The organism is Streptomyces sp. NPDC031497, assembly GCF_055580905.1.
In genome coordinates this window covers 77,361-98,765 of sequence record NZ_JBVIKO010000012.1, presented here as the reverse complement: position 1 = coordinate 98,765, position 21,405 = coordinate 77,361, and the positions used below count along the sequence as shown (strand labels likewise).

Annotated in this window: 16 protein-coding genes; 7 read left to right on the top strand and 9 right to left on the bottom strand. The window is 71.8% G+C overall.

What is annotated here, in order from left to right; genetic code table 11:
• Nucleotides 1-62: 62 nt before the first annotated feature.
• Both ACZ5K7_RS25015 and ACZ5K7_RS25010 read left to right on the top strand, forming a co-directional pair.
• Nucleotides 63-1,547, top strand: a complete 1,485-nt coding sequence (locus tag ACZ5K7_RS25015; protein WP_351699010.1) for a bifunctional phosphatase PAP2/diacylglycerol kinase family protein — start codon at nucleotides 63-65, stop codon at nucleotides 1,545-1,547.
• 125 nt (nucleotides 1,548-1,672) lie between these two features.
• A complete protein-coding gene (locus ACZ5K7_RS25010; RefSeq protein ID WP_468916275.1) occupies nucleotides 1,673-2,494 on the top strand; it encodes a class I SAM-dependent methyltransferase in 822 nt (273 codons plus the stop codon).
• Between the two features lie 167 nt (nucleotides 2,495-2,661).
• Here ACZ5K7_RS25010 and ACZ5K7_RS25005 read toward each other — a convergent pair whose 3' ends face one another.
• From ACZ5K7_RS25005 to ACZ5K7_RS24995, 3 genes are all read right to left on the bottom strand, one after another.
• Entirely contained in the window at nucleotides 2,662-3,414 is a 753-nt protein-coding gene (locus ACZ5K7_RS25005) for a GvpL/GvpF family gas vesicle protein (protein ID WP_468916272.1), read from the bottom strand.
• Nucleotides 3,415-3,519: 105 nt separating this feature from the next.
• Nucleotides 3,520-5,367 (bottom strand): transketolase, encoded by a 1,848-nt coding sequence (locus ACZ5K7_RS25000; protein WP_351699004.1) that lies wholly within the window; start codon nucleotides 5,365-5,367, stop codon nucleotides 3,520-3,522.
• 402 nt (nucleotides 5,368-5,769) lie between these two features.
• Nucleotides 5,770-6,231: a phage holin family protein gene (locus tag ACZ5K7_RS24995; RefSeq protein WP_468916270.1), complete on the bottom strand. Its 462-nt coding sequence runs from the start codon at nucleotides 6,229-6,231 to the stop codon at nucleotides 5,770-5,772.
• Nucleotides 6,232-6,318: 87 nt separating this feature from the next.
• On the opposite strand from ACZ5K7_RS24995, the gene ACZ5K7_RS24990 reads away from it, so the two are divergent.
• Entirely contained in the window at nucleotides 6,319-6,669 is a 351-nt protein-coding gene (locus ACZ5K7_RS24990) for a VOC family protein (RefSeq protein WP_351699000.1), read from the top strand.
• Here ACZ5K7_RS24990 and ACZ5K7_RS24985 read toward each other — a convergent pair whose 3' ends face one another.
• The 6 genes from ACZ5K7_RS24985 to ACZ5K7_RS24960 form a co-directional block, all read right to left on the bottom strand.
• Complete coding sequence (locus tag ACZ5K7_RS24985) at nucleotides 6,670-8,676, bottom strand: DUF5107 domain-containing protein (RefSeq protein WP_468916266.1); 2,007 nt, start codon at nucleotides 8,674-8,676, stop codon at nucleotides 6,670-6,672.
• A gap of 101 nt (nucleotides 8,677-8,777) precedes the next feature.
• On the bottom strand, nucleotides 8,778-9,332 hold the full coding sequence (locus ACZ5K7_RS24980; RefSeq protein WP_468916263.1) for a GNAT family N-acetyltransferase: 555 nt from the start codon (nucleotides 9,330-9,332) through the stop codon (nucleotides 8,778-8,780).
• Nucleotides 9,333-9,467: 135 nt separating this feature from the next.
• Nucleotides 9,468-10,391 (bottom strand): S66 peptidase family protein, encoded by a 924-nt coding sequence (locus tag ACZ5K7_RS24975; RefSeq protein ID WP_468916261.1) that lies wholly within the window; start codon nucleotides 10,389-10,391, stop codon nucleotides 9,468-9,470.
• Nucleotides 10,388-12,322, bottom strand: a complete 1,935-nt coding sequence (locus ACZ5K7_RS24970) for a S9 family peptidase (RefSeq protein WP_468916258.1) — start codon at nucleotides 12,320-12,322, stop codon at nucleotides 10,388-10,390. The genes ACZ5K7_RS24975 and ACZ5K7_RS24970 overlap by 4 nt, the downstream gene beginning before the upstream one ends.
• 8 nt (nucleotides 12,323-12,330) lie before the next feature.
• Nucleotides 12,331-13,635 carry a M20/M25/M40 family metallo-hydrolase gene (locus ACZ5K7_RS24965; RefSeq protein WP_468916256.1) on the bottom strand — a complete coding sequence of 435 codons (1,305 nt, stop codon included), beginning with the start codon at nucleotides 13,633-13,635 and terminating at the stop codon, nucleotides 12,331-12,333.
• Nucleotides 13,628-14,461, bottom strand: a complete 834-nt coding sequence (locus tag ACZ5K7_RS24960) for a M55 family metallopeptidase (protein ID WP_351698990.1) — start codon at nucleotides 14,459-14,461, stop codon at nucleotides 13,628-13,630. Before ACZ5K7_RS24960 ends, ACZ5K7_RS24965 begins: the two co-directional genes overlap by 8 nt.
• Nucleotides 14,462-15,004: 543 nt before the next feature.
• On the opposite strand from ACZ5K7_RS24960, the gene ACZ5K7_RS24955 reads away from it, so the two are divergent.
• From ACZ5K7_RS24955 to ACZ5K7_RS24940, 4 genes are all read left to right on the top strand, one after another.
• Nucleotides 15,005-16,879, top strand: coding sequence for a DNA/RNA non-specific endonuclease (locus tag ACZ5K7_RS24955; protein ID WP_468916252.1), 1,875 nt, complete (start codon nucleotides 15,005-15,007; stop codon nucleotides 16,877-16,879).
• Between the two features lie 341 nt (nucleotides 16,880-17,220).
• On the top strand, nucleotides 17,221-17,628 hold the full coding sequence (locus ACZ5K7_RS24950) for a hypothetical protein (protein WP_468916250.1): 408 nt from the start codon (nucleotides 17,221-17,223) through the stop codon (nucleotides 17,626-17,628).
• Nucleotides 17,625-19,559: a GMC family oxidoreductase gene (locus ACZ5K7_RS24945; protein WP_468916247.1), complete on the top strand. Its 1,935-nt coding sequence runs from the start codon at nucleotides 17,625-17,627 to the stop codon at nucleotides 19,557-19,559. Before ACZ5K7_RS24950 ends, ACZ5K7_RS24945 begins: the two co-directional genes overlap by 4 nt.
• Complete coding sequence (locus tag ACZ5K7_RS24940) at nucleotides 19,552-21,405, top strand: peroxidase family protein (RefSeq protein WP_468916244.1); 1,854 nt, start codon at nucleotides 19,552-19,554, stop codon at nucleotides 21,403-21,405. Before ACZ5K7_RS24945 ends, ACZ5K7_RS24940 begins: the two co-directional genes overlap by 8 nt.

Genomic DNA, 21,405 nt, shown 5'->3' with positions numbered 1-21,405 from the left:
CCTCTCACTCGTCCGCACCGAGTACCGGCACGAAACAGCCACTTCAGGGTAACCGGACCCGCATGAGCCCAGATGTTGACCTGACCGTCCTGAAGCCCGGCCGGCACGCGCTGCGCGACCGGCTGCTCGCTCTCGACCTGAGGCTGTTCGAGGTGGCGGCCGAGCGGAACTGGCCGTTCGCCGAGCCGGTGCTGCCCCGGCTGAGCCGCAGCGCCAACCACGGCGTGCTGTGGTTCGCGGCGGCCGCCGCGGTGGCCGCGTCCCGCACGCCCCGGGCCCGCCGCGCCGCCGCCCGCGGTCTTGCCTCGCTCAGCCTGGCCTCCCTGACCATCAACACCCTCGGCAAGCGCTCGGTGCGCCGGCCCCGGCCGGTCCTGGACCCGGTGCCGGCGGCACGGCACCTGAAGCGGCAGCCGATCACCACCTCGTTCCCCTCCGGTCATGCCGCGTCGGCGGCGGCGTTCGCGGCCGGGGTCGCCCTGGAGTCGCCGGGGTGGGGTGCGGTGGTGGCGCCGGTGGCGTTCTCCGTCGCGATGTCCCGGGTCTACACGGGCGTGCACTTCCCGAGCGACGTGCTGGCGGGCGCGGCTCTGGGCGTGGGCGCCGCGTTCGCCGTCCGCCGGCTGGTGCCGACCCGGGGCCAGATCGGTCCGCCGCCCCGGCCGCGCGCCGAGGTTCCGGCGCTGCCCGAGGGGGAGGGCCTGGTGGTGGTGGCCAACCAGGCCTCGGGCAGCTCCGACCGGGTCCGGGCGCTGCGCGACGAGCTGCCGAAGGCCGAACTCGTGGAGTGCGAACCGGACGAGGTGCGGGCCGAGTTGGAGAAGGCGGCGCTGCGGGCGCGGGCGCTCGGGGTGTGCGGCGGCGACGGCACCGTGAACGCGGCCGCCCGGATCGCCCTGCGGCACGGCCTGCCGCTCGCGGTGCTGCCCGGCGGCACCCTCAACCACTTCGCCTACGACCTGACCGTGGAGGGCGGCCGCGGCCTGGGCCGCGCGGTGCGCGACGGCGAGGCGGTCCGGGTGGACGTCGGCCGCTTCGCCTGTGACGACCAGGAGGGCATCTTCCTCAACACGCTGAGCCTCGGTGTCTACCCGGAGCTGGTGCGCGAGCGGGAGCGCTGGGCGCACCGCATCGGCGGCCGGCCCGCCGAGGTGCTGGCGGCGCTGCGCGTGCTGCGCACCGACCAGCATCCGCTGGAGGTCGAACTCGGCGGCTCGGCACACCCGTTGTGGCTGCTGTTCGTCGGCAACTGCGTCTACCACCGGATGGGCCTGACACCGGGCCGCCGTACCGACCTGGCGGACGGCCAGCTGGACGTACGGGTGGTGCACGGCGGCCGGCATCCCGCACTGCGCCTGCTCACCGCCGCCCTCACGGGTCCGCTGACCCGCTCCCCCGCACACGCGGAGGTGCGGGTGAGCCGACTGCGTCTCACCGGCCTCAAGACCGGTACCCCGCTCGCGTACGACGGTGAAGTCGTCGACGTGAAGGGCGAGGTGACGGTGGACAAGCTGCCGGCTGCGCTGACCGTCTACCGGCCTCACTGACGGAGCGTCAGTCCATATCGTAAAACGCGGGTCTCATCATTCGGCATGCGAGCGTAGCGTTGCGGACACCGCGGGACGGGGTCGTCCGGCCCCGTCCGCCTGGTGTGAAGCGAAGGGGCTGAGCCATGTCGAAACCGCAGGAGACCGCCGTCTACACGCACGGGCACCACGAGTCGGTGCTGCGTTCCCACACCTGGCGCACCGCCGCCAACTCCGCGGCCTATCTGCTCGGTTCGCTGAAGCCCCACATGAGGATCCTGGACATCGGCTGCGGCCCCGGCACGATCACCGCTGACCTGGCGGAACTGGTCCCCGACGGCCGGGTCACCGGCGCCGACCAGGCGCCGGGCATCCTGGAGCAGGCCCGGGAGACCGCCGCCGGACGCGGGCTGACGAACGTGGACTTCACGGTCGCCGACGTGCACGCGCTGGACTACCCGGACGACACCTTCTGCGTGGTCCACGCCCACCAGGTGCTCCAGCACGTGGGCGACCCGGTGCAGGCGCTGCGCGAGATGCGCCGGGTCACCAAGCCCGGCGGGTTCATCGCCGTACGGGACTCCGACTACGCGGCGATGACCTGGTACCCGGCGGTGCCGGGCCTGGACGACTGGCTGGAGCTGTACCGGCGGGTGGCCCGGGCCAACGGGGGCGAGCCGGACGCCGGGCGGCGGCTGAAGTCCTGGGCGCTGGCCGCGGGACTGACCGACATCACCGCCACCTCCGGCACCTGGACGTACAGCACGGCCGAGGAGCGGGAGTGGTGGGGCGGGCTGTGGGCGGACCGCACGGTCGCCTCGTCATATGCCGAGCGGGCCACGGAGGGTGGTCACGCGACCACCACTGAACTGCGGGCGATCGCGGAGGCCTGGCGGGAATGGGCGGCACAGGACGACGGCTGGTTCGCCGTCCTGCACGGCGAAATTCTCTGCCGTGAGCGAGCCTGATCCACGCCATTCGGGAAACCCCGAGCGCAGGAGGTCAGATTCTCGGATTCCTGGTACGCGGCACGACCGGTACCGGTGGCAGGGGCCGCTGGTACAGGTGGTAGAGCCACCTCCGGTGGCCGGTTCACGCACGCGGCAACAGCGGCCCCAGCGGCCCGAGGTCCGATTCAGGTCCTCGGGCCGCTGCCCGTCGCGGTCCCGGGCCGCGTGCAGAGGTCCAGCAGATCGGGATGCTCCTCCAGGGCGATGTCGTCGGTGAACGAGTAGGCCGCCCATGGGCCGGCGAGCTCCACCCGTATTCCCGGCGCCTCGTCCTTCGTACGGTCCACCAGTTCCACGAATTCCTCGCAATTCGCGCGCGCCACCAGATAGGCGGCGCAGAACAGATTCCGTTCCGGCGCACCGGTGAGCGGCGCTTTCCGTGGCGGGTGCAGCCGGGAATCCTCGGCGTACCGGGAAAGCCGCTCGTGCAGGGTGCGGGCGAATTCCTCGGCGGGCGCCGGCTCCTTCTCCGGCGGATCGGCGTACAGCATCACGCCCCACTCGACCCGGCCGTCGAGCCGGTCGAGGGTGTGCAGGAAGTCGGCCTCGCGGGCCTCCATCATGGTCCGGACGCCGCTGTCGTCCCGGAAGACCGTGGCCACCTCCAGCGGCAGCGGGGTGGTCACCGTGGTGAGCGCGTCGACCACACCCTGATGGGCGCGGGCGGTCGCGGCCAGCCAGTCCAGGTCCTTCAGATGATCCCGCAGGGGGGCCTCGGCGAAGTCCCCCTCCGGGACCGTGCTGACGACGGCGACCAGACCGTGGTGCCTGAGCAGCCAGGGCGGCATGCCGGCCACGCCGGTCAGCTGGGACTGCAGGGCCGCCGCGAAGGGGCGGCAGACCGCGTACACATACCGCAGTCCGGCTTGTCCGCTCATGGATCCTCCTCTTGCCACCGTCCGCGTCCGGCCGCCAGGGCCACCACCGGCTCCCGCACCCCGTCGCCGCTCATCGCACGACTGCCCGGTCGCCGTCGCCACCGCTCATCGCACGATCGCCTCCTCGACCAGGAGGCGGCCGGCCGCCGCGATCGCCTCGGCGTCGATGCCCGCCGCGTGCAGCTGCTGGTCGGGCGCGGCCGAGCCCGGCATGGTCCGCACGGCGAGCCGCACCAGACGCGGTACCGGCCGGCCGTCGGCGAACGCCTCGGCGACCGCGTCGCCGAGCCCGCCCTCCTCGTGATGGTCCTCGACGGTGACCAGGCAGCCGGTCTCCTCGGCGGCCCGGCGCAGGGTCGCCCGGTCCACGGGCTTGACGGAGTACAGGTCGACCACCCGGATCCGGATGCCGTCCTCGGCGAGCGCGTCGGCGGCCTTCAGCGCCTCGTGCAGGGTGACGCCGGCGGCGACCACGGTCAGCCGGTCCGCGTCGGAGGAGCGCAGCACCTTGCTGCCGCCCACCGGGAAGTCCTCGTCCGGCCCGTAGATCACCGGGCTCGCACCGCGCGAGGTGCGCAGATAGCGGATGCCGTCCAGTCCGGCCATGGCCGCGACGAGCTTGGCGGTCTGGTTGGCGTCGCAGGGGTACAGCACGGTCGAGCCGTACACGGAGCGGAACATCGCCAGGTCCTCCAGGCCCATCTGGGAGGGCCCGTCCTGCCCGATCGCGACACCGGCGTGCGAGCCGACCAGGTTGATCCCGCTGCCGCTGACCGAGGCCATGCGGACGAAGTCGTGGGCGCGGCTGAGGAAGGCGGCGAAGGTGACGGCGTACGGCACCCAGCCGCGCGTGGCCATCCCGACGGCACCCGCGACGAGTTGCTGTTCCGCGATGTAGAACTCGAAGTAGCGGTCGGGGTGTTCCTTGCCGAAGAGCTCGGTACGGGTGGAGTCGCCGACCTCGCCGTCCAGCGCGACGATGTCGGCGCGGGCGGTGCCGAGCGCGGCCAGCGCCTTGCCGAAGGCGTCACGGGTGGGAACCTCGTCCCCCTTGTCGTAGCGCGGGAGTTCGAGCGCGCCGGTGGGCACGGAGTGCAGGGCACGGGCCGCCGGAGGCTCCTTCACATGGACGCGGACGTCCCGGATGCCGCCCAGTTCGGCGACGGCCTCCTCGGGGTCCGGCAGCGGTTTGCCGTGCATGCCCTCGCGGTCCTCGACGGCGGCGACGCCCCGGCCCTTGCGGGTGCGGGCGAGGATCACGGTGGGCTGTCCCGCGGTGGCCGCGGCCTCGGCGCAGGCCCGGTCCACGGCGTCCACGTCATGGCCGTCGATCTGTACGGTGTGCCAGCCGAAGGCCTGGAAGCGGCGGGCGTAGGCGTCCAGGTCGTGGCCGTGCCGGGTGGGGCCGCGCTGGCCGAGCCGGTTGACGTCGACGATCGCGGTGAGGTTGTCGAGATGCTCGTACCCGGCCTGTTCCGCGGCCTCCCACACGGAGCCCTCGGCCAGCTCGCTGTCCCCGCACAGCACCCAGGTCCGGTACCGGCTGTGCTCCAGCCGCTTCCCGGACAGCGCGATGCCGACGCCGACCGGCAGGCCCTGGCCGAGGGAGCCGGTGGCGGTCTCGACCCAGGGCAGCCGGCGCGGGGTGGGGTGCCCCTCCAGATGGGAGCCGAGCTGGCGGAAGGTGAGCAGTTCGGCGTCGTCGATGGCGCCGGCCGCCTTGTAGGCGGCGTACAGCAGGGGCGAGGCGTGGCCCTTGGAGAGGATGAGACGGTCGTTGCCGGGGTGGGCGGGCCGGTCGAAGTCGTAGCGCAGATGGCGGGCGAGCAGGACGGCCATCAGATCGGCGGCGGACATCGACGAGGTCGGATGCCCGGACTCGGCCGCGGCCGCCGCCCGCACGCTGTCCACGCGCAACTGCTGGGCGAGTTCGACGAGTTCGGCGGTGTTCATGAGACTCCTTCGGAGGGAGTGTCCGTAGCGGTTCCGGGGGCCTTCAGGCAGCTGCCGGCGGGTCCGTGTCCAGCGGCCCCGGCCAGGACGGTGCGAGGCTCGACGAGGGCGGACACGGAAGGTGGTCGGGCGGGTCGGGCGGAGTGACCGCGGCACGGTGCCGGGCCGGCCGCGCGCGGGCCGGGTGCCGCGCGGCACCCGGCGAAACCGGCGCCGACGGTCACGATCCGGGGTCGACGGCTCACGGTGCGCCTCCGGGAATGCGTCTGGGTTCCGAGGCTTCCCACGTAACCGTAGGCGGGTCGGTCAAACGCCGCCCGCCGAAGACGTCCCGGCCGGGGAGCGCGGAACCGCGCGACCGGCCGCACCCGCACGAGCGGCCGACGGCACGGGGTGTCCGCCTCACGCCCGATGGTGCGGCGCCTCCTGGCCGGCGTCGGGCGTCAGGGGCGTAACCGGAGTGATGGGCGGGACCGGCGGCCTGGACGGCATGGGCGGATATGCCGGCTCCGGCCCGCCGGGCGACCCTGCCGGCGCCGGCCCGCCGACGGCCGGGTGGGGAACGTGCGGCCTCCTGGGCCGGCCGGCCTCCCGCAGCAGACCGGCGACCGCGCCCAGGATCACCGCGGTGGCCAGCGCCGCGGCCCACCCCGGCAGCACGACCGCCAACGCCAGGCCCACGGCCGCCGCCACCGCCGCCCCGGCGTACAGGGCGACCGCACCGGAGGCGCCGTACAGCAGGGCGGCCCGTCGCCGTTTCCGGCCCTGCTCGCGCAGCTCATCCCGTACGGTCTCGCGCGCGACCTGCGCCAGTTCGTCGACGAGGTCCCTGTCCAGATGTTCGAGATGATCCAGATGTGCCATGCGGGCCGGGTACCCGGACGCGAAAAGCCGTAACAGGAGATCACCGGAGGTGGCCTCTTCCCGTCCGGGGCCAACTAGGCTCGTCCCATGGAGATTCTGGGCGCCTCCCTGCGCATCTGCGTCGACGACCTCGAAACCGCGATCCCGTTCTACGAACGCCTCTCCGGCGGCAGAGCCCTCCGTTTCGAACGCGGGGGCGTCCAGGTCGCCGCGGTCGGCTCCTTCCTTCTGATGAGCGGCCCGGAGGCGGAGCTGGAGGTGCTGCGCAAGGTGACCGCGACGATCGCGGTGCAGGACGTCGACGCGGCCCACCGGTTGCTGGACGACCTCGGCGCCCACATCCTCGCGGGGCCGGTGCCCACCCCGGCCGGCCGCAATCTGCTCGCGATGCACCCGGACGGCTCGGTGTTCGAGTACGTCGATCAGCAACCGGCCTGATCAGGGGTTCCGCGGCCGCATCCGGAAGTCGTACCGACCGGGCAGCGGCTCGTCACCGAGCCGCGCCCACAACCCGTCGACGGCATCGTCCCCCTCCCGCAGGTCGGCGACCTCGAACCCGTCCTCGAACACGGCCCGGGCCGCATCCCGCCGCCCCTCTGCGAGCAGCAACTCGGCCGCCAGGAGCCGGAACCGGCCGCGTTCCCGGACGGCCGGCGGCAGCGCCTCCCAGACCGCACGGGCGTCCGCGACCCGCCGTACCCGCAGCAGCGCTTCGAGGGACTCGCGGCCCAGCGCGGCGGCGGCCGCCGTCCAGAGCGCACCGTCGTCGGTGGGGGTACCTCCCGCGCCGTTCAGGCAGTGGGGGAGCTCGCGGCACAGGTCGTCGAAGGCGTGGGCGTACCGTTCGGCGGCCCGCTCGTGGTGCCCGTACTCCTGGTCGGCGCCGGCGAGACAGCGCAGCAGCGGCCACAGGGACGGCGCGAGCCGGAGGGCCCGCTCCCAGCTGCGGACGGCCTGGGCGCGGTCGCCGGCGTGCCACTGGGCGACGCCGAGGTGGTACTCGGTGTGCGGGGTCGCGGGGGCCGTCTCCAGCATGTCCCGCCAGACCGGTGCGACCAGGGTGGGTCCCGGTGGGCGGACCCGGCGGGGTTCGGGCAGCGTGCCGGTGTGCAGCAGTTCCACCCAGGGCGCCTGCTCCTCGCCCAGCGTCGACTCGGCGAACGGCGTGCCGGGCAGCTTCCAGTCCGTGCGCAGGACTTCGAGGGCGCCCCAGCCGGAGCCGGTGGCGAGCATCTCGCCGGGCGCGGTGTCGGCGCAGGGCTGCCAGGCCACGTACGCGGCGTCGACCGCGGTGCGGGGCAGGGCCTCCTCCAGCCGCTCCGCCACCGCCGCGGGCTCCGTCTCCGTCTCCGTCTCCGGCGACACTGACAGCGGCCCGTACGCCTCCAGCCAGGAGACCTCGCTCTCCGCCTCCAGCCGGACGTGCTCCAGCTGGGTGCGGGCGAGCCCGGCCTGGATCTCGCGGTAGCCGCCGGTGCCGGGTCCGCCGAGCCATTCCTGCCAGCGCCGGCCACCGGGACCCGAGCCCCACACGAACAGTTTCCGGCCGCGCAGTCCGTCGGTCGAGGTCTGCACCAGCCCGTGCCCGGCCGCGTCCAGCGCGGCGATCCAGCGGCGCCGCCCGTCCGGTAGGTCGTAGAAGTAGTCGGTGGCGTAGGGGTGTTGGGTGTCGTACGACGGGACGGGCGTCCGGCGTAGCCGGCGTTCGGGCCCGAACTCCCAGGCTTCCGCGGCCGGCACCACGACCCGGCGGTCCTCGGGTACGGCCGTGTTGGACCACCAGTAGAGCGGCACCGGGCGTTCGTGCGGATTGCGGACGCGGACGCCGACGTACAGGAAGTCGGAGCCGTCCGGCAGCCACAGGTCGACCTGGAAGGGCAGGTCGCGCAGCCGCTCCCACTCCCACAGCCGGAGCATCTCCCCGCCGTCGGGGGCGGGGACCCGGGCCGCGTGCAGCGGGGCGCAGGACAGGGTGGTGTGGCCGGTGGCACCGATGTTCCATTCGATGCCACCGGCGTACCAGGCACCGTTGAGGGCGAAGTTGGCGGGCTGGAACACCGGGTTGCGGTAGAGGAGTTCACGGCCGGTGGGCAGGTGGACGAGGGAGGCGACGCGACCGCCGAGGCCGGGCAGGACGGTGGCGCGCAGCCGGTCGTTCTCGATCACGAGCGCGTCGAGGGCACGGGGCGCGCGGGTTCTGCCGTAGCCGTCGCGGATCCGCACCGGGAGGAGGCTGCGGAGCGGTTCGTAGCCGAGCTGCCGGACCATGTCGGCGGGGAATTCGTCCCGTTCGCGCTCCTCGACGCGGTGCTCTGCCACTGCCTGAAGGGCGTGGGCGGTGCCCCCATCGTCGAGGGGGCGGAGCGGGGGCAGCGGGTTGTCCGGGCCCAACTCCGCCGCGGGCAGGGTCAGCACCTCACGTCGGATCCTCGTCACGATCGCCATGGAACCCGGCGCGGGACGAGCTGACCAGGGGAGCTGCCGGTCAGGATTCCGCAAAGGCCGGGCCGCCGGGGCCCGTCCGGCGGCGCGTGCCCTGCTCCGGATCAGCGCATCTCGGCCGTGATCGCCCACCGCTCGTGGTCCCGCCAGGCCCCGTCGATGTAGATCATGTTGGGCGAGAAGCCCTCCAGGCGGAACCCGGCGCCACGGGCGAGCGCGATGGACGCGGCGTTGCCGGGCTGGACGTTGATCTCCAGCCGGTGCAGCCGCATCGGCCCGAAGGCGTAATCCACGACCAGCCCCATCGCCTCCCGCATCAGCCCGCGCCCGGCCGCGTGCGCGAACACCCCGTAGCCGAGGGCTCCGCACTGGAAGCCGCCCTCGACGATGTTGTTGATGTTGATGAACCCGGCGATCGCCCCGCCGTGCTCTCCGCCGTCCTTCTCGCAGACCAGGAACCCGGCCTTGCTGCGGTCCTCGATGAGCCGGCCCGCGTAGCCGGCGTAGGCCGCGTCCGTGGTGGGCGGGAACAGCCAGGGCTGGTGGAGGTCCTTGCTCTCCCGGGCCCGGGCGATGAACTCGGCGCCGTCCTCGTAGCCGAAGTGGCGGATGCCCACGCGAGGGCCCTCGGTGAGGTAGCGGGAAGCGATGTGCGGCATTCACCCACCCTACGCAAAGCCGGCCACGGCGCGTCGGCCGGTCAGGGCCCGGCGCTCCGAGGTCTTCGAGCTCATACGGCCGGGCTGCGCCCGCGGCCCACACCCCGCACGGCGAGCGCGGCCGGCCGTGCGGTCTCAGCGCAGCGCCGGTTCCGGCAGGGTGAGTGTGCCCGCGTCGGCGTCCAGCTCCGCCGCGACGCCGAGCGGGATCGTCAGGGCCGACTCGCAGTGCCCGAAGCCGAACTCCTCCACCACCGGTACCCCGAGCCCGCCGAGCCGGTCGGCGAGCACCGCCCGCACGCCCTCGTACGGCCCGCACCGGTCCCAGGATCCGAGCAGGATGCCGGCGACGCCGTCGAGCCAGCCGGACCGCAGCAGTTGCGTGAGGCTCCGGTCGAGGCTGTACGGCTGCTCGCCCACGTCTTCGAGGAGGAGCAGCCCGCCGCGCGCGCCGGGGTGGGTGTGCGGGGTGCCGATGCCGGTCGCGAGCAGGCGCAGGCAGCCGCCGACCGTGACGCCCCGGGCCCGGCCGGGCACCAGCGCGCTGCCCCGGCCGCTGATCGTGCGGACCGTCTCCGGGGCGAACAGGGTGGCCCGCAGGTGCTCCTGTGCCTCGCTGCTCTTGACGAAGTCGGCGCCCGCGGCCACCGGCCCGTACAGGGTGGCGAGACCGAGCCGGGTCGCGAACGCCTCGTGCAGTACGGTCGCGTCGCTGAAGCCGACGAAGGCCTTCGGCCCGGCGGCCCGCATCGCCTCCCAGTCGAGCAGGTCGACCAGGCGCTGCGCGCCGTAGCCGCCGCGCGCGCAGAGCACGGCGGACACGGACGGGTCGCACCAGGCCCGCTGGAGGTCGGCGGCCCGGTCGGCGTCGGAGCCCGCGAGGTAGCCCAGCTCCGCGTCCCTGGCCAGCACATGGGGTGCCACCACGGGGTCGAGATCCCAGCCGCGCAGGACGTCGAGGCCCGCCTGGAGCCGCTCCTCCACCACCGGCCCGCTCGGCGCCACGACGGCGATCCGGTCTCCGAGGGCGAGCCTCGACGGCCTTGTCAGCGTGCTCACTTCACCAGCTCCAACTCGGGAATGCCGGGCACGTTCAGCCCGAACACCTGTGCGTACAGGGCGAGTTCGGCCTCCAGGGCGCGCACCATGGTCTCGGCGCGGCGGAAGCCGTGGCCCTCGCCCGCGAAGGTGAGGTAGGCGTGCGGCACGTGCCGTCCGTCGAGGTTGGCGAGGAAGCGTTCGCACTGCGCGGGCGGGCAGATCACGTCGTCCAGGCCCTGGAGCAGCAGGAAGGGCGCGGTGAGCCGGTCGGCGTGCGCGCTGGGCGAGCGTGCGGCGTACCGCTCGGGGACCTCGGCCAGCGGTCCGATCAGCGACTCCAGGTACTGGGACTCGAAGTCGTGGGTCTCCCCCGTGCCCCAGCTGGTGAGGTCGAGGACGGGGTAGGAGATGGTGCCGCAGGCGTAGACGTCGGTGCCTGTCAGCGAGGCGGCGGCGGTCCAGCCGCCGGCGCTGCCGCCCCGGATCGCCAGCCGGGCGCGGTCGGCGGTGCCCTCCTCGGCGAGAGCGAGGGCGACGGCCGCGCAGTCCTCGACGTCGACCACGCCCCACTGCTCGCGCAGCCGGTTGCGGTACTCCCGCCCGTACCCGGTGGAGCCGCCGTAGTTGACCTCGGCGACCCCGATGCCCCGGGAGGTGAAGTAGCCGATCGCCAGGTCGAGGACGAGGGGCGCCCGGCTGGTGGGGCCGCCGTGTGCCCACACGACGTACGGTGGCAGCTCGCCGTCGGGGGCGGTGTGGCCGGGGTGGTGGGGCGGGTAGATGTGGGCGTGCACCTCGCGGCCGTCCGGGCCGGTGAAGGTGCGGACCCGCGGCTCGGGGTAGTAGGCGGGGTCGACCGGGTCGCGGTGGGGGGCGCCGACGACCCGGGCGCGGCCGCCGGCGGTGTCGAGTTCGATCACCTCACCCGCGGTGCGCGGGCCGGCGCCGACCGCGACGACGCGGGTGCCGTGCGCCGCGAGGGTGGGGGCGAACTCGGTCCAGTGTCCGGCGGCGTCGACGAGTTCACCGGACTCCGGGTCGAGTATCCCGAGCGCGGTCGCCCCGCGGCCGTGGACGACGGCGATCAGCCCGTTGTCCAGCGGTGCGAACCAGCGCTGGCCGAGCCTCCAGAGCGGCCCGGCGAACTCCTCCTCGCGCGGGCACAGGGGGGTGCCGTCGCGGTAGAGGTTCCACCAGCCGCTGCGGTCGCTCGCGTACAGGAGGCGGTCGTCCGTCGACCATTCGACCTGGGCGATGGACTCCTCGGGGCCGCCCGCGACCGTGCGGACCTCGTGCAGCACACCGTCGTCACCGACCTCGCCGACCAGCAGTTCCGTGCCGTCCCACGGCATCCGCGGATGGTCCCAGGCCAGCCAGGCGGCCCGCCGCCCGCCGTGCGAGAGACGCGGCCCGGTCACGAACCGGTGCCGTTCGGCGGTGAGTTCGCGTACGGCGGTCCGGTCCTCGGCGGCCGAGCCGTCCAGCGGTACGGCGGCGAGCACCCGCCGCACGTCGCCGGGGCCGTCCCCGGTGAACTCCTCAAGCACGCACCAGACTTCGCCGCGGTCGAGCAGCAACCGCGGTTCGGCCCAGCGGAGACCGGGCGGGGTCAGCGGGCGGGGCTCGGCGCCCGGCTCGTACCGGTACAGCCGCTGGTCGTCGAAGTGGACGAAGACCAGCAGCGGTTCGCCGCCGGCCGTGGGCACCGCACCGGCCCAGGGCTGTCCGCCGTACTCGATGACCCGGCTGCGGACGTTCCACGGCGCGGGCAGCACGGACTCCCGGGTGCTGCCCCGCACCAGGGTCCGGCGCCCGCCCTCCCGCGGGCGGGGTTCGGTCCACCAGGTCTCGTCGCCGACGAAGCCCACCCAGTCGGGGCTGCCGTCGTGCGCGGCGGCCAGGGCCGCGTCGATGGGCGAGGGCCAGGAGCCGTACGGCTTCGTCTCCACGATGTCTCCTATGCCGTGCGCAGGAAGCGGTCCAGGACCCGGACGCCGAAGTGCAGGGCCTCGACGGGGACGCGTTCGTCGACGCCGTGGAACATGGCCTGGTAGTCGTAGCCCTCCGGCAGCCGGAGCGGTGTGAAACCGTAGCCGGTGATGCCGAGCCGGGAGAACTGCTTGGCGTCGGTGCCGCCCGACATGCAGTACGGCACCACATGCCCTTCGGGCGCGAACTCCTCGACGGCGGCGCGCATCCGGGCGTACGTCGGTGAGTCGAGCGGCGCCTGGAGGGCGACCTCGCGGTGGTGGAACTCCCAGTCGACGTCGGGCCCGGTGAGCCGGTCCAGGGTGGCGCGGAACTCGTCCTCGGTGCCGTACAGATGGCGTCCGTCGACGAAGGCGGCGGCCTCGCCGGGGATGACGTTGACCTTGTAACCGGCGTTCAGCATGGTCGGGTTGGCGCTGTTGCGGACGGTGGCCTCGACCAGCTTGGCGGCCGGCCCGAGCTTGTCGAGGAGCAGGTCGACCTCGTCCAGGTCGGGCTCGATGCCGTAGAGGGCGGCGAGTTCGGTGAGGGCGGCGGTGACCGTGGGGGTGAGCCGGGGCGGCCAGGTGTGCTCGCCGATGCGGGTGATGGCGGCGGCGAGCCGGGTGACCGCGTTCTCCTTGTTGACCTTGGAGCCGTGTCCGGCCCGGCCGCGCGCGGTGAGCTTCAGCCAGCCGGTGCCGCGCTCGCCCGCGGCGATGGGGTAGAGCTGCCGTCCGGTGCCGTCGTGGAAGGTGAAGGCGCCGGACTCGCTGACGCCCTCGGTGCAGCCCTCGAACAGTTCGGGGTGGTGGTCGGCGAGGAAGCCGGAGCCGTCCTCGGCGCTGGCCTCCTCGTCGGCGGTGAACGCGACGACGATGTCCCGGCGCGGCCGTACCCCCTCCCGGGCCCAGGCCCGCACCACGGCCAGGATCATCGCGTCCATGTTCTTCATGTCGACGGCGCCCCGGCCCCACACGACCCCGTCGCGGATCTCCCCGGAGAACGGGGCGACGCTCCAGTCGGCGGCCTGCGCGGGCACCACGTCCAGGTGACCGTGGACAAGCAGCGCGTCGGCCGACGGGTCGGTGCCCTCGATCCGGGCGACGACGTTGGTGCGGCCCTCGGTCCGCTCCAGGAGGATCGGCTCCAGACCGGCTCCCGCCAGCTGTTCGGCCGCGTACTCGGCGGCGGGCCGCTCCCGGCAGTCGCCGCCGCCGAAGTTGCTGGTGTCGATCCGGATCAGCTCGGAGGTGAACCGGACCACCTCGTCCAGCGCCTGCCCGTCAGCCATACTGCTCCTCCACGGCTGCCGAGACGATCGTGGTGACCGCCTTGAAGGTGCGGATGGCGTCGTACATGGTCCCCTCGGTGTACGCCACCTTCCGCTCGCCGGTCCGCTCCACGCCGGGGACGACGGTGGCGGAGAGGGCGAGGTGCTCGGCGTCGAACTCCAGGGCGACGGTGAACGGCCCGCCGGTCACGGGTTCGTGCCGCACGGCCAGTCCGGCCGCGTCCTTGGCGGCGGCGCGGATGTCCGCGGCGGTCCTGGCCGGGGTGCGGCAGACGGCCGCGTACCTCGACACATGGTCCTTGACGGCGACCTTGAGCGCCTCGGGGGCGTAGCCGAGGGCGTCTTCGCAGGCCAGGTCGTCGCCGGTGACGAGGACGACCGGGACGCCGTACTCGGCGACGACATGGGCGTTGAGCAGGCCCTCGCTGGCGCGGACGTCGTTGAGCCAGACGCCGGTGATGGAGTTGGCGAGGTAGGTGTGGGCGAGGACGCCCTCCATGCCGGCGCCGGTGTGGTAGCCGACGAAGGCGATGCCGTCGACGTCGCCGTGCTGGACGCCCTCGACCATGGAGAGGGTCTTGTGGCGGCCGGTGATCATCTCGGCGCGCTCGTCGAGCTGCTCCAGGAGCAGGTTGCGCATGCTCCAGTGGGCCTCGTTGATGAGGACGTCGTCGGCACCGCCGTCGAGGAAGCCGAGGACGGCGGCGTTGACGTCCGAGGTGAACATCGACCGGCACCGCTCCCACTGCGGCGTTCCGGGCAGTACGTCGCCGGGCCAGGTCACCCCGGTGGCGCCCTCCATGTCGGCGCTGATGAGGATCTTCATGCGCGCCCATCCCCTCGCAGGTCAGAGGCTTCTCGTGCAGTTGGTGACAGGAGGTTGCGACACCATGCATCGATGATGGGGATCTTCATGCTGCTTCACGTTACGCGTCGGCGAGGGAACTTCCTACAAGGCGGAGAGGAGGTTGAGCCCACTGCCGGACCTCTGCACCGCGGAGATCCCGGACCTGGGGCCCACATGCGGTCCCCAAGACACCCAACCCGCCGCCAGACACAGCAAGAGCGCAGGTCAGACGCCCGACATGAGAGGTGGAGCAGGCGCGGTCTCATGGCGCCCACCTGACTCGTTGCACGCGGTTCGAAACCACAACGCCCCGCTGTTCACCCCGATCCCCGAGGACCTGCTTACAAGAGGCCTCAAGGCCATGCCCCTTTTGGGTGATTATATAGCGACGTATGCCTTGTATCCCTGTTTCGATAAGTGGTGGCCAGCGGACGCTCGCAGCGACACCGCACCCGCTCTGACTGGTCCGCGGTGCATTGCGCGAGCCGTTCCCCCTCCTCCGCGAAGGGACGTCTCCCTTTCATGCCCACCAACAACAAGAACCGCACTGCGTCGGCGCCGAGGAAATCGGCGTCCTCCCAGGACAAGCTGATCGAGTCCTTGAAGCAGTACATCCGCACGCGCGGTCCGGACCTGCTCGCAGACCCCAACGTGTCGTCCGTCGGGATCGGTCACAAGCTCAAGAACGGCACCCGGGGGAAACAGATCGCGCTGCAGTTCACGGTCAAGCAGAAGGCCGAGCCGGAAGCACTGGAGGCGCTGGGCACGACCCGGATACCGGAGACCGTCACGGTGGACGGGGTGGAGGTGCCGACCGACATCATCCAGCGCACCTACCAGGCCCACTTCCGCGTGGTCGCGGAGGCCGAGAAGCCCGAACGAAAGACCCGCCTCAACCCCGTCCTCCCGGGGGCCAGTGTCGGTGGCGTGACGGTCACGGCCGGCACCATCGGCTGCATCGTGTTCGACAGGACTGACGGCACCCCGTACGTGCTCAGCAACTGGCATGTACTGCAGGGCCCGGACGGTCAGCTGGGCGAGGAGGTAGTCCAGCCCGGCCGGTTCGACGACAACGAGATCTCCCGCAACCACCTCGGCGTCCTGAGGCGGTCCCACCTCGGCCCGGCCGGCGACTGCGCCGTGACCACCATCGAAGAGGGTCGGACCTTCGATCCCAAGATCCTGGGACTTGACGTGGCGCCCCAGGAGTTGGGTGAGGCAGCTCTGGGAGACAAGGTCATCAAGAGCGGACGGACCACCGGCGTCACTCACGGGATCGTCCGCCGCATCCACACGTTGGCCAAGATCGACTACGGTGGCGACGTCGGCGAGAAAACCATCGGCTGCTTCGAGATCGGGCCCGACAACGAACACCCGGCGACAGACCAGCAGATCAGCAGCGGCGGCGACTCGGGCGCGGCCTGGCTGTTCAAGCAGAACGGCCGGCCGAGCAAGGTCATCGCTGGACTGCACTTCGGCGGCGAAAGCGCCGGCGACCCCGACGACCACGCGCTGGCCTGCCTCTCCAGCTCCGTCTTCGAGAAGCTCGACATCGCCCTGCAGCAGCCCTCTCCCGAGGAGGTGCAGCCCCTGCGGGGCTACAACCCGGACTTCCTCGGCGAGCAGATCGACATACCTCAGCTGACCGCGGAGATCAGCGGGGACACCGTACGCCTCGGTGGCTCCGAGGTCATCCCGTACACGCACTACTCGCTGGCCCTCAGCAAGAAGCGGCACTTCCCCTTCTGGGTGGGCTGGAACATCGACGGCGGGAGCCTCAAGAAGCTCAGCCGGTCCGGCATACCCTTCGTCAAGGACCCGCGGCTGCCCTCGAACACGCAGGTCGGGAACGAGCTGTACGAGGCCAACCGGCTCGACCGCGGCCACATAGCGCGCCGTGCGGACCTGATCTGGGGCAGCATGCCCGAGGCGCAGAAGGCGAACACCGACTCGTTCTTCTACACCAACATCACCCCGCAGATGGACGACTTCAACCAGAGCGCCAAGAACGGCCTGTGGGGCGAGCTGGAGGACGCCGTCTTCGCCGACGTCGACGTCGACGACCTCAAGGTGAGCGTCTTCGGTGGGCCGGTCCTCCAGGACGACGACCGGGTCTACCGGGACGTGAAGATCCCCCGTGAGTTCTGGAAGGTCATCGCCTTCGTCGAGCGAGGCGAGCTGAAGGCCAAGGCGTTCTTGCTCACGCAGAACCTGGACCAGCTCGAAGTCCTGGACCTCGACGAGTTCCGCGTCTTCCAGGTCACCCTCGACGAGATCGAGGAACGAGCCCACATCCGCTTCCCCACCGCCCTCCACAAGGGCGACCACCTGCTCGTGCCGGAGGCGGTGGCCGAGCGAAGGCCATTGGATGACCTGGCCGACATCCACTGGGACTGACCGGGCGGCCCGCCGGCGTGTCTCGTCAAGCTGCAGCGCGTGAGACACGCCGGCTCCTCACGGTTTCGGGTCGCCACCGACCGCCAGGCCCGGCGATCGACCTCATGGCCGTTGACGCACCGGTCGCGGTGGACGTTCGGGCCCCACTCCACGCAGCAGTCCTTGGGCGGGTGGTTCTCCGGGCCCGGACACGTGCCCTGGGAAGCCCTGGGACTCAAGGTGCAGGGAAGCCGCAATGCCCATAATGTAATAATTGGAGCGTTTACAGGTGGTCTTCTCCCTCGTCGGAAGGGTCTGCGGTGGTTCCCGTCACCGCCAGACTCACAGCACCGTCAGGAGACATGATGGCCACCCAAATAGCCGGGCCCCGCGCTGTCTCGGTCTACGCACTCGCCGGCATCCGGCTCTTCAACGGAGTCACCGGGCTGCTCGCACCCGACCTGCTCATCCGGCGCCTCGACCCCGATCGTGAGCCGCCCAGCCCGGCGGCCGTGTACGCCTTCCGGCTGTTCGGGATCCGTACGATCCTGCTCGGCCTCGATCTGCTGACCAACCGCGACGAGCGGCTGCGGGAGGACCTGTGCGACGGCGTCCTGATCCACGGCAGTGACACCGCGACGGCGGCCGCGCTGGGCCTGAGCGGTCGGCTTCCCCCACGTACCGCGGCCCTGACCACGCTCATCTCGGCCGCCAACACGTTCCTGGCCGCCACTTCGCTCGCCAACTCGGGGAAGGGGAAGCGGAAGTGACGGGAGGACCCGGTGCCGATTCCCCGGCCGAGACGGGTTTCGACTACATCGTCGTCGGCGCCGGGGCGGGCGGCGGACCGCTCGCGGCCAACCTCGCCGCCGCGGGCATGCGCACGCTGCTGCTCGACGCGGGCGGCGCCCCGGAGAACGACAACTACCTGGTGCCCGCCTTCCACGCGGACGCCTCCGAGGACCCCGTCCAGTGCTGGAACTACTTCGTCCGGCACTATGCCGATGAGCAACAACAGCAGCGCGACAGCAAACTCGTCCCCGACCGGGGCATCCTCTACCCGCGTGCCGGGACGGTCGGCGGCTGTACCGCGCACCACGCGCTCATCACCGTCTATCCGTACAACCGCGACTGGGACGCGATCGCGGAGGAGACCGGCGACGTGACATGGCACAGCACGGCCATGCGAGGGTACTTCGAGCGGCTGGAACGCTGCACCTACCGGCCAAGGCCCAAGGAGCCGCCCGCCAACCCGCTGCTGGCCGCGCTGCTGAAGATCCTGCCCGTCACGGGTGCCCGGTACCGCAACGACGCACGCCACGGATTCGACGGCTGGCTGCCGACCACCCTTGCCGACCCCGAACTGGCCGTCCAGGACGAGCAGTTGCTGAAGGTCATCCTCTCGGCCGCGGAGGACGCGCTGGCCGACTTCCTCGACCGGCCGCTGTCCCCGCTGGAGGGGTTCGGCTCCTTCGTCGACCCCAACGACTGGCGGGCGCAGACGCGTGCCCTGCAGGGGCTGTGGCAGATCCCCCTCTCCACCGCGAACGGACGGCGCAGCGCCGTACGCGAGCGGGTCCGGGGCGTACAGCGAAGCCATCCGGGCGACCTGGTGGTCCGTACGAACGCGCTGGCGGCCAGGATCGTACTGGACGGGAACGGGACCGCGACCGGCGTCGACTATCTGGACGGGGCGCACGCCTACCGGGCCGACCCCGCGAGCAGGCCGGACACCGGGCCACCGATCCTGCGCAGGGTCCTCGCGTCCCACGAGGTGATCCTGGCCGCGGGTGCCTTCAACACGCCCCAGCTGCTGATGATTTCGGGCATCGGACCGCGTGAGGAGCTGCGGCGGCACGGCATCCCCGTAAGGGTCGACCTTCAGGGCGTGGGCGGGAATCTCCAGGACCGGTACGAGGTCGGCGTGGTCAGCCGGATGGACCGCGAGTTCCCGGTCCTCAAGGACTGCGACTTCCACACGCCACGGCCCGGGACCGAACCGGACCGCTGCTACCGGGCCTGGCAGCGCGGCGAAGGTCTTTACACGACCAACGGCGCCGTCGTCGGTGTCACCCGCGCGTCCCGTCCGGAGCTGGACGCACCCGACCTGTTCATCTTCGGCGGCCCCTTCGACTTCCGGGGCTACCGGCCCGGCTACTCGCACGACCTGACACTCCACAAGGACCGCTTCACCTGGGCCATCCTCAAGAGCCGTACCCACAACACCGGGGGCCGGGTGCGGCTGCGCTCCACCGACCCCCGTGACACCCCGCTGGTGAACTTCCACTACTTCGGCGAGGGGACGGACAAGGACGCCGTGGATCTCGACGCCATGGCCGGTGCCGTCGAGTTCGTGCGCGAGATGAACCGCAGGGCCGGCTCCGTGATCCCCGAGGAGCTGTGGCCCGGCGAGGAGATCGCCGGACGCGAGGGCATCCGCCGTTTCGTGCAGGACGAGGCCTGGGGCCACCACGCGTCCTGCACCTGCCGGATGGGACGGGCGGACGACCCCTCGGCCGTCGTCGACAGCGAGTTCCGGGTGCGCGGTGTGGACCGCCTGCGGATCGTCGACGCATCGGTCTTTCCCCGCATTCCCGGATTCTTCGTCGCCGCCCCCATCTACATGATCAGCGAGAAGGCGAGCGACGTGATCCTCGCAACCGCCCGAGGAGCAACTGCCAAGGAGGACCGCGATGAGTAAGCAACCCCGCGCCGCCAGCCGTTCCGATGCCGGATACCGTACGTCACTGCCCTGGCGGATCGTCACCGCCGTCGCCCAAGCGGTGGACCGGCGCATCGGCTGGGACAGACTGCCCGTCGTCCCGGGCCTGGTGACGCTCCTCGGACTGCGCGTCAGGCTTCGGCAGAAGAACCTCCACGACACCGGCCGGCTGCCCTCGGTGAATCTGCCCGACCCCGCACCCCCCTCCGAGACCCACAAGGTCAACCGGACCGCCGACGGCAGCCACAACGACCTCGCCGAGCCGCGCATGGGCATGGCGGGCACCCGCTTCGGCCGGAACATCCCGCTGGACCGGATCGCACCGACCGCACCCGAGGACGTGCTGTCCACGCCGAACCCGCGCGAGGTCAGCCGCGCCGTGCTCACCCGCGACGAGCTCATCCCCGCCGAATCGGTCAACTCCCTGGTCGCCGCCTGGCTTCAGTTCATGGTCCGCGACTGGTTCAGCCACGGGACCAGTCCCACGGAACGGCCCTGGGAAGTACCCCTCATGGACGACGACCCGTGGCCGGAACACCCCATGCGGATCATGCGGACACCGGACGACCCGACCCGCGACCCGCAGGCACCAGCCGGAACACCCGACACCCGCGTCAACGTGTCCTCCCACTGGTGGGACGCGTCGCAGATCTACGGGAAGAACGAGACCGAGCAGCGCCTGATGCGCGCCGGTGAGCTGGGCAGGCTGCGTCTGTGGGACGACGAGCAGTCCCCGGTCCCCTCGGACCCCTCCCAGGACCCCTCGCACGTCCCCGGCTTCTGGCTGGGCCTCGCCATGATGCACGACCTGTTCGCCCGAGAGCACAACGCGATCTGCGATCACCTGCACGGCGCGTACCCGTCCTGGAACGACGAGGAACTCTTCCAGCGCGCCCGGCTCGTCAACGCCGCGCTCCTCGCCAAGATCCACACCGTGGAGTGGACACCGGCCGTGATCAGCCACCCCACCACCGTCAAGGCTCTGCGCGCCAACTGGTGGGGCATCGCGGGCGAGCGTGTCCACGACCTCTTCGGCCGGATCAGCGACAGCGAGGTCGTCAGCGGCATCCCCGGCGGCGAAACGGACCACTACGGCGTCCCGTACTCCCTCACCGAGGAGTTCGTGGCCGTCTACCGCATGCACCCGCTCATCCGCGACGAGTGGCATCTGCGCTCCGCCGCCGACGACACGAGCCTGCGCCACTGCACCCTCCGCGACATCGCGGGCCCCGGGGCGCTGAAGGTCATGGAGACCACCGAGATGGCCGATCTGCTCTACAGCTTCGGAACGCTCCATCCCGGACTGGTCACCCTGCACAACTTCCCCAGGTTCCTGCAGGAGTTCGAGCGCCCCGACGGGCAACTGCAGGACCTCGCCGCCACCGACATCCTGCGCTCCCGGGAATTCGGTGTCCCCCGTTACAACGAGTTCCGGCGGCTGCTGCGGCTGAAGCCCGCGGCGAACTTCCTGGAGCTGACGGAGAACAGGGCGTGGGCCGAGCAGATCCAGTGGCTCTACGACGGCGACATCGAGAAGGTCGACCTCACGGTCGGGCTGTACGCGGAGAAGCTGCCGGCCGGATTCGCCTTCAGCGACACGGCGTTCCGCATCTTCATCCTGATGGCCTCACGCCGGCTGAACAGTGACCGCTTCTTCACCGAGTACTACACCCCCGAGGTGTACTCCAAGGCCGGGATGGCCTGGATCGACGACAACAGCATGATCACGGTGCTGCTGCGCCACCACCCGGAGCTGCGCACGGCCCTCACCGGGCTGACGAACGCCTTCGTGCCGTGGCACACCGCCGGAAGGACGGTGACCTGA